This is a genomic window from Paraflavisolibacter caeni, from assembly GCF_025628885.1.
Taxonomy (GTDB): Bacteria; Bacteroidota; Bacteroidia; order Chitinophagales; family Chitinophagaceae; genus Flavisolibacter; species Flavisolibacter caeni.
In genome coordinates this window covers 81,626-94,998 of sequence record NZ_JAOTIF010000020.1, presented here as the reverse complement: position 1 = coordinate 94,998, position 13,373 = coordinate 81,626, and the positions used below count along the sequence as shown (strand labels likewise).

12 protein-coding genes are annotated in these 13,373 nt (G+C 39.5%); 2 read left to right on the top strand and 10 right to left on the bottom strand.

Translation table 11 applies throughout. From position 1 onward, the window contains the following. Positions 1-22: 22 nt before the first annotated feature. From OCK74_RS20100 to OCK74_RS20070, 7 genes are all read right to left on the bottom strand, one after another. The gene (locus tag OCK74_RS20100; protein ID WP_279298878.1) at positions 23-2,380 is read right to left on the bottom strand and encodes a pullulanase X25 domain-containing protein; all 2,358 of its coding nucleotides are present in this window, start codon (positions 2,378-2,380) and stop codon (positions 23-25) included. A 173-nt stretch (positions 2,381-2,553) separates the two neighbouring features. Continuing rightward, positions 2,554-3,864, bottom strand: a complete 1,311-nt coding sequence (locus OCK74_RS20095; RefSeq protein WP_279298877.1) for a glucosidase family protein — start codon at positions 3,862-3,864, stop codon at positions 2,554-2,556. Between the two features lie 410 nt (positions 3,865-4,274). Beyond that, positions 4,275-4,562 carry a hypothetical protein gene (locus OCK74_RS20090; protein WP_279298876.1) on the bottom strand — a complete coding sequence of 96 codons (288 nt, stop codon included), beginning with the start codon at positions 4,560-4,562 and terminating at the stop codon, positions 4,275-4,277. 239 nt (positions 4,563-4,801) lie between these two features. After that, positions 4,802-5,296: a DinB family protein gene (locus OCK74_RS20085; protein WP_279298875.1), complete on the bottom strand. Its 495-nt coding sequence runs from the start codon at positions 5,294-5,296 to the stop codon at positions 4,802-4,804. 287 nt (positions 5,297-5,583) lie between these two features. Beyond that, the gene (locus OCK74_RS20080) at positions 5,584-6,486 is read right to left on the bottom strand and encodes a dioxygenase family protein (RefSeq protein ID WP_279298874.1); all 903 of its coding nucleotides are present in this window, start codon (positions 6,484-6,486) and stop codon (positions 5,584-5,586) included. Between the two features lie 116 nt (positions 6,487-6,602). Beyond that, positions 6,603-6,887 (bottom strand): hypothetical protein, encoded by a 285-nt coding sequence (locus tag OCK74_RS20075; RefSeq protein WP_279298873.1) that lies wholly within the window; start codon positions 6,885-6,887, stop codon positions 6,603-6,605. A 551-nt stretch (positions 6,888-7,438) separates the two neighbouring features. Further along, positions 7,439-7,591 carry a hypothetical protein gene (locus OCK74_RS20070; RefSeq protein WP_279298872.1) on the bottom strand — a complete coding sequence of 51 codons (153 nt, stop codon included), beginning with the start codon at positions 7,589-7,591 and terminating at the stop codon, positions 7,439-7,441. A 177-nt stretch (positions 7,592-7,768) separates the two neighbouring features. Here OCK74_RS20070 and OCK74_RS20065 point away from each other — a divergent pair, with 177 nt between their 5' ends. After that, positions 7,769-10,153 (top strand): alpha-L-rhamnosidase-related protein, encoded by a 2,385-nt coding sequence (locus OCK74_RS20065; RefSeq protein WP_279298871.1) that lies wholly within the window; start codon positions 7,769-7,771, stop codon positions 10,151-10,153. 316 nt (positions 10,154-10,469) lie between these two features. Here OCK74_RS20065 and OCK74_RS20060 read toward each other — a convergent pair whose 3' ends face one another. Beyond that, positions 10,470-11,246, bottom strand: a complete 777-nt coding sequence (locus tag OCK74_RS20060) for an alpha/beta hydrolase (protein ID WP_279298870.1) — start codon at positions 11,244-11,246, stop codon at positions 10,470-10,472. A gap of 156 nt (positions 11,247-11,402) precedes the next feature. Here OCK74_RS20060 and OCK74_RS20055 point away from each other — a divergent pair, with 156 nt between their 5' ends. After that, the gene (locus OCK74_RS20055; RefSeq protein ID WP_279298869.1) at positions 11,403-11,939 is read left to right on the top strand and encodes a dihydrofolate reductase family protein; all 537 of its coding nucleotides are present in this window, start codon (positions 11,403-11,405) and stop codon (positions 11,937-11,939) included. Between the two features lie 99 nt (positions 11,940-12,038). Here OCK74_RS20055 and OCK74_RS20050 read toward each other — a convergent pair whose 3' ends face one another. After that, a complete protein-coding gene (locus OCK74_RS20050) occupies positions 12,039-12,455 on the bottom strand; it encodes a hypothetical protein (RefSeq protein ID WP_279298868.1) in 417 nt (138 codons plus the stop codon). Positions 12,456-12,688: 233 nt separating this feature from the next. Further along, positions 12,689-13,312, bottom strand: coding sequence for a hypothetical protein (locus OCK74_RS20045; protein ID WP_279298867.1), 624 nt, complete (start codon positions 13,310-13,312; stop codon positions 12,689-12,691). Positions 13,313-13,373: the final 61 nt, after the last annotated feature.

Here is a 13,373-nt window from a genome sequence, read left to right as displayed (position 1 = left end):
GGCCTTTATTCATAAGTTCTGGCTATTGCTTCAGAATCTTATTAGTTGAACGCCTGTTGCCTTGTATGATCTCAACAAAGTATAAACCAGGTTTCAGGCTTTCGCCAAAATGATAGTCTTTATTGGCGGTACCTGTAGCGCTATATACTAATTTACCATTGGTATCCATTACCCTGATTTGTACGTTTTCGTTGCTGACACTATTAGCAGGACGCAGATTGAAGCTGCTGGCAGCAGGATTAGGCCAGATGAATACTTTTGATGAAGTTGACAGGGTGTTTGACCTTTCGTCCGGATTCGCTTTGATAGAAGTAATTGCATTGCTGCTGCAAGGCCGAAGCTGTACGAAGTTTTGATCACTGTTGATTTTCTCTAGTAAATCTTTAAGTGCTTCCAATCCGGAACGGTAGCTATCACCACCTCTGGCGGTTGGATATTGAAATAGTTGCCAACTTGTATACCACATGAGTGAGTAAACATACATGAAGTCTTGATGAGCACCTATATTACCAACACCTGGTGTATATACAATCCTGTCACTTCCAACCTGTGCTGTTTCTAAATTGAGGTAAAGTGCTACCAGTTCTGCCGAGAGCTTATAGGACATGTTTTTGGCATTCGCTTTCTGCAGCCAGCCTTTCAGTTCTTCAAATGACTTTGGCATAAACAGGCTGCCATTTTCATTTCGTAGATTGAGATATTGCAAGCTTTGAATAATGTACTCCTTATTCCATGAATGGTCAAGTGCTTCCTGTCCTTGCTTATTCATCCAAAAGCTTGCAGGTTTTGCTCCGGCACTTCCCAGGCATACGTTACCGAAGTGGAGCATCACTGGTTGGGTGAGGGCGACAGTTTGTGAATTAAGAGATGTTGGTATATAACCATTTAGCGCTGTTGCTTCTATAGTATAAATGCCCGGACCCAGGTTGGTATAGCAAACTTTGCCATCACTGCCTGCATTTTGTCCGGCTGTACTATTACCTGATAAGGAGAATGTTACGCCTTCCATAGGAATACCTTCATCGTTTATTCCATTCACATTAGCATCGTAAAACGAATTGGCGCATAGACCACTGGTATTATACACAAGCGTTACCAGGTGTGTTAACTGGTTATATTTAAATGTGATGTTGGCCGGGGTTTCCAAATACAATGGGATATTGGGACCACCTTGAATTCCAGATAACCCATAGTTTTCAGACCATGAATTATTAATAGCTACTTTATACTCCCAATATCCTGCTGCTATATCAAATGTTCCAGTCCAAACTTTATTGACAGGGTCATAGGTAAGACGAGTATAGTCGCATGCGGGTTCCCAATCACCAGTAAAGCTATTAGGTGTGCAGCCTAGTTCGCTTTGAAACGTTCCCGGTATTACTACTGTTTCCGGTGCAGGTATATAATCAATTGTATAAGAAACGAAATGGGTATCGGGATTGTATGCAAATGAAACTTTTGCATCGGAAGTAAGATTCAATTGAATATTTGGACCGCCAGGTACACCACCTTCTCCATAATTTACATCCCAGGAACCGTTAATCGCTACTTTGAATTCCCAACTGCCAGCAGGCAGGGTGAGTTGTCCTCTCCAGAGATGATAAGCTGCATCGTAAGTAAGTCCGGTGTTGTTGCAATATGGCTGCCAGTCGTCCGAACAACCCAATTCACTCTGGAAGTTTCCTGCCAGTGTTACCGCATTATCAAGTATAGAGGAAGTGACAATATGGGTAACCGGATCATAGCGAAATAGTAAAGTAACATAGCCTGTAATTGTCAATGGGATATTGGGACCATTGGGAACACCTCCTTGTCCATAGTTCTCGTCCCATGAATTATCTATAGCAACTTTGTATTCATAATTTCCCGGAGGCAAGAAGAGCATCTTATACCATATATTGGATAAGCCATTATATAACATACTTGTAAAACCGCAATCCGGCTGCCAGTCGCTTGAACAGCCCACCTCATCCTGGAATGAACCCGCCAGAACGACGGCAGAATTGGTTTCTACGAAACTCACAAGGTGGGTAACCGAAGAATAGGTGAAATGAATGGCTGAAGATTTATCCAGGGAAAGTTCAAAATTAGGACCATTCAAGACACCCCCTGCTCCATAGTTTTCTCCCCAGTTGTTATCATAAGCTACCTTATACTCCCAGTTGCCTGCTGGGATCATAAAAGTACCCTCCCAAATACCTGCTGCTGTTTGAATTAACCGTGTGGCATCACAGTCAGGTTGCCAGTCGCCCGAGCAACCCAGTTCACTTTGGAAAGTTCCTGGAATAACCACTGTAGATTGTGCTAAAATGTTTTGGCTGGAAAGGAGTGTTAACAAGAGGGTTGCGGAAGTCAGAAATTGCATAGCAATTTTTTTCATGTGGCCTCCGTTATTGTATGTAGAAGTTAACAATAAATACTGGTAAAATCATGAAAAGTCATTGCTAAATTTCATTTATTTTTTGATTACTAACGTATATGTTCAAATGTTGCTTGGGATTATAGAGTAAAAAGGCCAGAAAAAAATTTCGAAACAACAACCCCAATTTTCTCTTATTGATTTTGTTTTGCCCAGTCTCGCAGCATTACAATGGCTTTTGCCAATACACCTGCCGATCCTTTGAAATTATCGGAGCCGTTTGGTTTGTTATCCCTGCTATACCACTCATAGAACCTCCCATTCTTTATTACCCTGTCAACCATCGGTTGCAGTTCATCATAAGCTTCCTTTGCAAATCCATTAGCAACAAGTTGTTGTATGATCCTGCCGCCAAACCATTCCCAGTCGCCACCATTCTGGTAATTGTATTCCTTGTTGGCACCAGAGCCGGGAATAATGTTTTGCGGGTAAGGTGGGTAGAGCGTCAAACCAACAGTAGGTGCCCCGGAAAGCTTCACATTATTCAGCATATCTGCATTTGCCTTCTCAATCTCTTTTTTTGTTAACAAACCTGCTTCCATTGCTATGGCAGTGCCGCCATGAAAATATATTTTGTTCTCGTCAAATGAAGACGGAAAAGGAGAGCCATTAATATAGAGATGAGGAATAAATTTTTGCATGGACTTATCCCACAAATATTTTTTTGTATTGCTGGCAGTAAGGTCTCTTAATTCCGTCCATTTCTTTTTATCTGCGGGGTTATTTGCAAAAAGGATCATATCATTCAATGCGATCACGAACATGGCATTATCATATACATCGGAGCACCAGTGCGTAAGGCTGTCAATATCCACCACGGCACCGCCTTCTACCTGCACATCACCCCAGTCTTGGGTAGTGGCGCCCGTAAGCAGTTTGAATTTGTCGGAGTAACGGTGTTTCAGAAGAAAATCAATGGCCATGCCTAAGCGTTCCAGGGCAGTTTTATCGTCAATCATTTCATGTAATATGGAACTGTCATTGGTGATACGGATATATTTACCAAACGCCTGTACCAGGGAAGTTTCCTGGTCTGTTTCCACGGTGTTTTTGAAGCCCACACGGGTGGTGTCAAGAGGAGAATAATACTTATTGGGATCACCCCAGGTAACATGACCTTTCAATACATAGCCATCCACAATTTCACCATTGGGTTGCTGCAGTTTTACAAAGGTCAGAAGGTTGTTGCGGATGCTATCACGATTATAAACTTCAATGGAGGTTTCAATGAATGTGTTGAAATCCCTTATCCACACCTGCGGGTAACCATCGCCTGCATTAAAACCTTTGCCGAGCAGGGCCCTGGCTTTTGCCATAACTGTGTCCAACCGTGCATCGCTGAGTATTGTTTTTGCTAAGTCTTTATTGGCTTGTGCATACAATGTGATCGTTTGCAGCATTGTTATTACAAAAAGGCATGCAAGCCTTGATACATTTTTCATCATGCAATTTGAATATATGGAATAAATAATCCTGGCATCTTAAACAAAGCTACCAGTTAATCAGGAACCGCCATGGGGACGCTTACTGCTGGAGCATACTGTGGAAACCTAAGCTGCTTTAGCACCTTACCAATACGCTTGAGGCGGTCTCTGTTACGTAAACCCACAAGCAACTGAATGTTGTTATTTGTTGCTTAATGTTTGATCTTACAGAGGTGTCCAGTTGTGTGGAAGGAGTTGGTTGATGAGGCAAAACGATCATCTATAAAACCGGATAGCAATATGCATTTGCTCGTGGGTTTACAGCAATTATGAGTATAGCTTATTTAGAAAAGCCTGCGGATCATTGCGGGTATATAACAACCCCATATAATTTACGGAGCAATAACCGCAATTTTTCAATGTCCTGGCATTTAATCATGGGCTTTTATAGCCCCTTCAATCACTTCAGGTTTCTGAGTTAAAAGTTCAGACATATTTGCTTTTACAAAGTCAGCTGCCAGGTGGATAGATTCATCAGCACCGGCTTTATCCTCAAATACACTTAAAGATGCTCCTTCTCCTGCCCCGGTATCCAACCAATAATAGCGTATAAATCCCTTTGCTTTTTTTATAAGCGGTACAAATCCTTCCTTAACCACCTGGTCAATCTTCTTTCCATCTTCCGGTTTGAAATGATAGTGACGAATAACTGCATACATAGTAGGTCATTTTTTAATAATGAATAATATTATATAAATTTAAATATTATCAGCAGTTTTGAAAAATATTTCCTTTATGGCCGAAAAGCCCGCTATTGATCTTCTACCCAGGTTTGTGTCGCCCATGGCTATGCTGGACTTGCATGACTGCCTGATCTTAAATCAGAGTGAGAAACAGCTGGAACGCGAAGGAAAAGGTGTGCCTATTTTGTGCCTGTTCATCTTCAGGCCATTCAATACTAATCGTATTTTAAAGCTGGGTAACCCAGAAGCCTACGCCATAAAGCAAGCTGCCCAATAATACTGGCTTCCCTGTAAATGCTGAAGCAGATCATTTCATAATAAGTCATTTTCATCCCACCCATATCTATCTCACTATCCAGCTTCTTATCATCGATTGTCACCAGTGCCTCACGTGCTTTAGGTGTAATTCGTTCCCAGTCCGTAAGGTATTCCGCTGTGGTTGGATACTTTACACCTGATTGTATGCCCTTATTGTTTTTAAAGAGTTCTTCACCGGTTTGCTTGAAGCTCGTACCAGTTTCGCCTGCCATCATAAAACGCTGTTGAACCAATGAGCCTGCAAGCCAGGCCGGATGATTTGCCTGCGTGTTCAAGCGGTTATGCATATCTTCTTCTGAGATCCCTTCAAGGGCTCTGGCAAAGAATTTCGTTTGATAATCGAACAAGGCAAGTAAAGCCTTTGTCCTGTTACTGGCGGTTTGCGTTTCCATATTTATTTGTTTAATGTCCTGTAAAAGTACAGAAGCCCCGCTGGGTTAGCAGGGCGGTTTGCGACAATTTTAGGGGGAATTGCGTCTTATTATTTACTGCCTGGACATGAGTACTGAACAGATCAGGGCACACACATAATGAATGAACAAGCGGGAGGAACTTTTAGAATGTCATTTCATAATTTCTCTACCGGTAATGGCCACTCATTCGGAGGTAAATATGTCGAGATGAAACCCAATGAATTTTTAAAGTAAACAGATAAATTTGGCTTCATGAAATGTTCCTTTTATTCATTCACCATCTTCATTGCTACATTGATATGTTTTTCTCCTTTTTCATCTACATACGTTTTAGTGACTTTAACAGCCCTTCGAGATATGATTTCGAAAAGTAAAGTCAAACTCATTCCCTGGGGCGCATTGGGATATTGAAAGGTATTATTGCCCATGTATTCAAAAGCTTCACCAAAAACTTCATTTTTCATCCACAGCAAATTGTCCTTTTTAAAAATCTCTATTTTATTGTTTTTGTCTTTTTCATCTGTATAAATACCTGTTAACTTATCAATAACCGCTGTTTCAGCAGCCAACTTGGGTGACATACTCACATCATATGACACTTTTTTGGTTCCATCATTTAAGGTTTGTATGTCTAATATTCTTCTTTTAGCATTTGGGGAAGAAGAAAAGGGGTCTTTGGTAATATAATCATCCCCAGTAAAATAGAGTTGTGTTACAAATGGCTGATATCCTTCTGCCGTAATCATTAAATGAAAATGGGCTGGACGTATAAACCCTTCACCCGCATCATAAGGAACGGGCAGAACAGTATGGAATGAGTAATACCCTTTATCATCACTTAGGGTTGTACCACGATAACGATATTCGCTTGAAGTATTATCATACTCGCCTTTAGGACTGCAATGCCATAATTCTATTTTAGCATGTTTGTATGGAGTTTTACAATCGTTATGTTTAATGGTACCACTTAATTCTACCTGTTGACCCGATTCTCCTGCAATGATTAAGTTATTTCGCATAGGGCTGTCAGGTCGATAATAGGGTCCTAATATGTCAGTGGTAGTTTCGCAATCACCAATATAAACATTGCCATTAAAGCGGATAAACCCGGAAGTACTTACAGCAACAACACAAAGGGTTGTGTTCTTGATAAAAGATCTGCGCTGCATATATATGCGGTTTAATGATGGAGGAATTGTATGTGATGTTATCCTGATAATGATGCTTTATCTATCAGATAGGTTATTATTATCAGTACGGTAAAAAACTAAGCAGCCAAAAGCATTTATTCAGAAACTGCTTTCTCCATAGTTTTCTGTGGAAGGCCAATAGCCATTTCCTCTTTTACTTCATAACATACATTCTTGCTGACATGCCCAAGAGTTTTATCTAAAAACTCTTGTACTTCCCCAACACTTTTGCTTTCCCATACACAAGTGCCTGTTTTTAAATCTTCTGATGGAAAAACAGAATGAAGTTTTAGGTTTTGGGGAAGAGAAGGAGTAGTTTGTTGAGCTAATTTCCAAAATTCTTCAGGATTTTGAATGAAGTGATGAGCGATTACTAACATAAGTGTATGTTTAAAGGTGAATAAATATTAAGAGTAAAGATTGTAACCTGTAGTCTTAAGGGGGTAGAATGCTAGTAATGAAGAAATTATTACCAGTTAGCTTACAGTAAATTTAAGAAAAAGCTGCTGCACTTTTACAAAATAGTTATAGCTAAAATGTTTTACAGATGTAGTGTTAAACAATGATTGTTATAAACCTATTGGAATTATTTACAGTCAATAGCTATGATTTAAAATCAATTCCAAATCAGAGCTGATATATTGATGATTACGTTTCACTAATTTTTTCAGTCCATCACAGAGGTTTTTCAGCAGGTGCCAGCGATATAAACTTCCACCAAAATTGAAGAAGAAAAACCTCTTTGATAAAATTTTCCAACTTTGAGCACGCCCCACCAGCAGAATTTAATGTCGCTTAAAGTATTGTATTTCCCTTTCATGCCTTTTTGCGTCTTCCAATTTATCAAAAGTTCCTAGGTTCCTGCGCTTATTGGTGTTAGGATTTTTCTTCCGGGAATAGAGCCGGTATTGCCCTGATTTCAATTTACGTATCATAAGTTATATTGGTAATCAAACATCAGGAGTTCAATCAGCATGCCATACTTGCGAATAGTGGTGGTGATGCCCTCCGCTTTGGCTTCTTTGATGATGGCCAGCTTTGTCAGTCGGTCTGGCCCACACCAGCCATTTGATGGCCGATACACTCATCATAGCTACATTAAAATTGTATGGTATAAGGTATTAACCATTCCCACTTCACGATCAGCATGATAGAATGACCTCGTCTTACTCAATTTTTGTGCAAGCGTTTGTATGCTGCAATTTTGTTTTTAATAGGTATGTTTACATTGGATGCACAAGAATTGAGTGTAAATAATTCAATGAAAAAAAACACTTTAAGCAGTACCGCTTTGCTTTGTTCTTTATTATTATTTCTTTTTCCGCAGGCTCATGGACAGTCATCAGATGAAAATTATTCAAAGTCTATTATGGCGGGTATCAGCAATAAGGGCCAGAATAAAAACCAACCATATATAACAGCAGGAGACCGTACCTATATTATTGGCACCCAGGATGGGAACTTCCCCGATATGGGAGGCCATGTGAAGGGTGAAATGGGTGGTTTATGGCTTCATCCCATAAAATTATTGGACGGATTCTGGATAAAACTGAAAGATATAAATACTGAAAATGAAAGTTGGCTTTCGGAGGCTTCTGAGTTTGTCAATTATCCTTATGGTAACAAAATAAAATATTCACCTGTACTGAATGGGCTGGAAACAGAACGGTTTCAGTTTTGTCCCGATGGACAGCAGGGTATGATCATTCAATATACAATCAAAAATACCAGCAACCAGAAAAGAACATTGGATTTGGGATTTTTTGCCAAAACAGATATAAGCCCAGTTTGGTTTTCCAAAGAAATCGGAATTATAGATCATAAGGATAAGGTGGTTTGGGAGCCTGGAAATGGTTTTTTTATTGGAAGTGACGACAGTGCCCACGCATGGACGGTTGTATGGGGTGCCTCCATTCCAAGTACCGGACAATTAATTGGTACTGATGAAATTCCACAAAAGACAATAGGAAATGGGGTCGCAGCCACTTCTGATTACCGTTTGTTAATTGATAAAAACAGCAGCATTACAGTGTCCTTTATTATTGCAGGATCGGCAAAAGATAAAAACGAGGCTATAAATGCATATAAAGGTTTGGCAAAAAATCACGCAAAGTTGCTGGAAGAGAAAAAGAAGCATTATGCTTCTATCATTGAAAGAGCCAGGATAAAAATTCCTGATCAGTCCCTGCAGGAAGTGTACAATTGGGTAAAGGTTAATACCGCGTGGTTGATCAGAGACGTTCCAGGAATTGGCCGTGGCCTGGGGGCAGGTTTTATGGAATATCCCTGGTGGTTTGGGTGCGATAATACCTATTCACTGCAAGCTGTAATGGCAACTGGTGATTTTGACCTTGCAAAGCAAACGCTCCGGTTGCTAAAGAATGAGTCAATGAAAAAAAATGGCAACGGACGGATCGCTCACGAGATTTCAACGAATGGAGCTGTTGCTAATCCTGGAAATACGCAGGAAACAGCCCAGTTCATCATGTGTGTTGAAAAACTGTTCGAATGGACTGGTGATATGGATTTCATTAAAGAAATGTACCCTGTTATGAAAATGGGCATTAACTGGCTCCTGAAGGATATGGATCAGAATAAGAACCTTTTTCCTGAAGGATATGGGATTATGGAAGTACATGGGCTGAATGCCGAACTGATAGACGTGGCCGTATATACACAACAAGCATTGAAAGCAACTGCCCGGATTGCAGGTATATTAAACGATTTGCAGGTTCAAAACCAATACCTGCAACTTTCAGCCAGACTTGCAGAGAAAATAAACCAGGACTTTTGGGATGAATCAGAAAGCTCGTATTGTGATTTTTATGGAAACACAGAACAGGCAGTCAGTGCAACAGAAGGTGCAATCAGACAATTAGGATTTCGAAAAGTTGACTCCACTTTAAATGAAAGAGATAAGCAGCTGTTAACCTATTATGAACAATTAAAAAATAAATTCTCTGCAATGCCGGCAACAAACAGGGGATGGATAACTAATAAAAACTGGGTTATTAATACACCGATGGAAACTGGTATTGCACCTGCAGAAAAAGCGATAAAACTATTGGATAAGATCCGGAAAGAACATCTTGGAGCATACGGTCCCTATCTCTCTGCCGTGGAAAAAAGACATATGATGACAATAGCAACAGGGGTTCAGGCTGTAGCTGAATACATGTATGGACGTACAAATGAATCTATGTGGTATGTAAATAAAATTGTACAAACATTCAACAGAGTGTTGCCGGGTTCCATTTCTGAAATGATGCCGGATTATGGCTGTTTTACACAAGCATGGACCAGTTATGGGGTTGTTCTTCCGCTTGTCCGGCATGTATTTGGAATTCAGCCTGATGCCAGTAACAAAAGCATCATCGTTGAACCGCATCTACCTTCAGGTTGGGAAGACATAAGCATTGAAAACCTATTTGTAGGAAATAATATTATTTCTTTTACTCGGACGAAAACCAGTAGAGGAATTGAGTATATACTAACTAGTAAAGAACAGGATTGGAAAATAATCCTGAAGTTAAAGGATTCAGATGGAGCTAAATATTACTTGAATGGCATGCAAATTTCTCTGGATTCTTCAGGAATTAAGATGGCCGGAAAAAATAATAAGCTTTTAATCGTTCATAAGAGTTAACAATTCTCCGTTAGGTGTATTTAATTCTATCAGCCTATTATGAAGCTCCTTGATTGTCATTTTTATAATCGGTGCTAACGTTTATTGGTGTTTCTTTCAGTGGCGGCAGTCTGAGTTTCGCCATTCTGGATAAAGTTATAATATTCAACAGAGAATTGAAAGTTGATGGTCGGCAAAGAGCCGCCATTGAAGAAACAAGATTGTTAGGCACTGCTAATTTATTTAACGGTGCAATAGCTATAGTCCTTTAATTTCAATCTTATCCAGTTTTTTTCAAAACTCCAGCCTCTGCTTGTAATATCTCACCCAAACCAATTTATTGCTGCTCATACCAATTTAAAATATAGTCCGCTACTTCTTCCCAACCTGGTTCTCCACATATGAAATGACTTTTATCTTCAAAAATTTTAACATCCACACGGCTTTGCTTGTCCTTATACTTACTGGCTATTGTTCGAGTAAGTGTACCAGGAAAAATATGATCTTTCCCACCACCGATGAATAACAGCGGCGCATGTGGATTATTAAAGTCTATATTTGAAAATGAGTTTAATACAAGCTGACGGCTTACTCTGTGACTTTCCGGCACTGCAATGGAATCAAAAGCTTCGCTTCTCTTTTCTTCAGGCAATGTGTTAAAAAAGGCATGATGATACCAATCACGAGAGCCCATAAAGTATCCCTTGCCCGACAAAAAGCCAAATGCAGGCAATACTACTTTAATAGTTGAAAAAGGCGGAAATACATTTTTGGGTGGTGCACCGTCAATACTTACGGCAGCTGCAGCTTTACCCAACTCTAATAATTTCAACGCAGCCATTCCTGCCATTGAATGCCCGATTACCAATGGCTTTTCAGGTAAAGAATCAATGAGTTGGGCAATGTTATTGACTACATCAATAAAACCTGTTTTTATAAGGTCAGGGTGAATATGAGCTCTAAGCTCCGCAGGATCACCACGGTGTCCGGGATTGGCAGGTGTAAAAACGGTATAACCTTTTTGTTCGTAATACAATTTCCATTCAGCCCAGGTTTTATTATTCACAAAGTTCCCATGTATAAGAACAATGGTTTTTGATTTTGACTGACTCATAGCAATTATGATTTTGATGGTTAGGTAGTTCCATAGCACTAAACGGCATTAAAATGGGCATTTTTTACCGAAAGATTGAAGCATCAGCTGCTCTAAATTTGCTTGTTGTTCAATCCTGTACCTAACAAGTTACGTAAAAAATAAGAAGACATTAAAATGAGCAGAGTAATTTTATACATAGCAACAAGCTTGGATGGTTTTATTGCAAGACCAGACGGAAATATAGATTGGTTAAACTCTGTACCAAATCCTGCGACAGGTGATTATGGATATACTGAACTGTTAGAAAGCATCGGAACAATGTTTATGGGAAGAAAAACTTACGATGAAGTGATTGGATTTGGAATTGAGTGGCCTTACCCAGGAATTGACACATTTGTTGTGACAACAGATAAAAACCTTGAAATCAAAAGTCCGAACACATATCTATTGACTGAAAACATAAAAGACTTTGTAACAGAACTAAAAAAGAATGCAGAAAAAGACATTTGGCTTGTTGGCGGTGGACAACTCATTACTACTTTTATAAACAATGGTCTCTTAGACAGAATGATAATTACAATTATTCCAAAATTGATCGGAGAAGGTATTCCTCTATTTGCAGAAAATACAGCAGAAACTGTTTGGAAACTAATAAAGACTGAACCATTTGATACCGGTCTAGTAAACTTGACGTATGACAAAGCTGAGTAGCGGCTTCTTTATTTGTATGCCTTATTCATTTATTCCTTAGACATTCGGTTGGCCAACACGACAGAACATAGATAAAGATTGCCTAAATTCATATAAATATTACCGGGACTGCTGCCGTTTGATTCTACCTTTTACAAGAGACATTCCCACACATGCTCCAAGAATTCCCATAAGACAGGTTGTTACGCCATTACGGAATTGAAATTTATATCCGTTCCACCCTGCACCAGTTAAATCGAGGAAAACAAAAATCCCGATGACAGCCATACAAAGCACAAACAGAATCGCTAGGGATTTTTTATTACGCTCAGGAGCAATAATGGATCCGAAGAAAACAAAGCCTGCGGCATTGAGAACGGGTGTTAACATAACTTCCGCTATGTTATTCGGTGGGAAAAATAAAAACACCGTATAAAATAAAACTGTACGTATTAAAACAGAGGTAAAAATTGCAGCTAAAAAAGCACATGGTAGAACCGCAGACCACCGCAACCAATATATTATTCCTTTATTCATAGGGTAAGTAACTATTCTAGATTTCAAATTTTCAGCTATCGCCCACCTTTCACCAATTATCGACCTGTGTAAGCAAAACCCAAAAGCCCACTATAAACTGCGGACCTCAAATCTTTACTATCTGCAATGCTCATGAGAGTAAGCCTTAAATCAAAGATTCAATAATATCAAATCCTGTAAAATGATTTTTGTCATTCCTTACCCAACAGCCAATCATCTATAACCCTAAGCAATTAAGAGTTATTTAGAGATTTTAAATCCATAAAAAACTGCTCAATCACTTCTCTTATGGCAGCAGAAGTAATGATCCTTGTAGCTGTTTTACGGGTCACGAAAGCATGACTGCTTATGGGCGAGTGCTCATCTTTGTCGGTTATGTCCACACAGTAATACTTGATGACGTTTTTAAAGGCGATTTTCATTTGACACAGTCCATGTGCCCTAATACTTCCGAAACCAATTAAGCGGGAATCAAGAGCCTGAAGCTCCACTTTTAAGGTATCCCCCACTGTTGAATCTATTGCTATTCCCGCCTCAGGTAATAACTTCTGGAAATATTGCAAAACCACTTCTGCTCCTTTCTGACCATTAAATTCAGATTCATTGTTAAGTTCTATTGAAGAACAGTTAGTTCTGGCCATTTTTAAACCAGCTCGTCCATCCAGTAGCTCCACTCTAACTTTTTGGCCAGAGAAATTGAATTTATGAATGGTTGGATAAAACTGGAACTTTTTACCTGGCAAAAATCCATGTTCAGGAACAAATGCTGCCCCTGAAGGCATTAATACAAAATTGCTTTGAGATTGCCCCTTTGTGGATAAAAATAAAAGCAGTAATGCGGTAATTATGTTTCTCATCAGTCTGGTTTTGCCGGCTAGACTTATTGCATACAACAAGATTGTGGATTTACGGCATAGC

Bases quoted from the DNA above. Each gene is read 5' to 3' on its own strand.
- OCK74_RS20090 (WP_279298876.1), bottom strand. From the start codon at position 4,562: ATGTATGCAGTTATTCGTCACTATCATTTCAAACCGGAAGATGGAAAG.
- OCK74_RS20045 (WP_279298867.1), bottom strand. From the start codon at position 13,312: ATGAGAAACATAATTACCGCATTACTGCTTTTATTTTTATCCACAAAG.
- OCK74_RS20100 (WP_279298878.1), bottom strand. From the start codon at position 2,380: ATGAAAAAAATTGCTATGCAATTTCTGACTTCCGCAACCCTCTTGTTA.
- OCK74_RS20055 (WP_279298869.1), top strand. From the start codon at position 11,403: ATGAGCAGAGTAATTTTATACATAGCAACAAGCTTGGATGGTTTTATT.
- OCK74_RS20085 (WP_279298875.1), bottom strand. From the start codon at position 5,296: ATGGAAACGCAAACCGCCAGTAACAGGACAAAGGCTTTACTTGCCTTG.
- OCK74_RS20050 (WP_279298868.1), bottom strand. From the start codon at position 12,455: ATGAATAAAGGAATAATATATTGGTTGCGGTGGTCTGCGGTTCTACCA.
- OCK74_RS20065 (WP_279298871.1), top strand. From the start codon at position 7,769: ATGAAAAAAAACACTTTAAGCAGTACCGCTTTGCTTTGTTCTTTATTA.
- OCK74_RS20095 (WP_279298877.1), bottom strand. From the start codon at position 3,864: ATGATGAAAAATGTATCAAGGCTTGCATGCCTTTTTGTAATAACAATG.
- OCK74_RS20080 (WP_279298874.1), bottom strand. From the start codon at position 6,486: ATGCAGCGCAGATCTTTTATCAAGAACACAACCCTTTGTGTTGTTGCT.
- OCK74_RS20060 (WP_279298870.1), bottom strand. From the start codon at position 11,246: ATGAGTCAGTCAAAATCAAAAACCATTGTTCTTATACATGGGAACTTT.
- OCK74_RS20075 (WP_279298873.1), bottom strand. From the start codon at position 6,887: ATGTTAGTAATCGCTCATCACTTCATTCAAAATCCTGAAGAATTTTGG.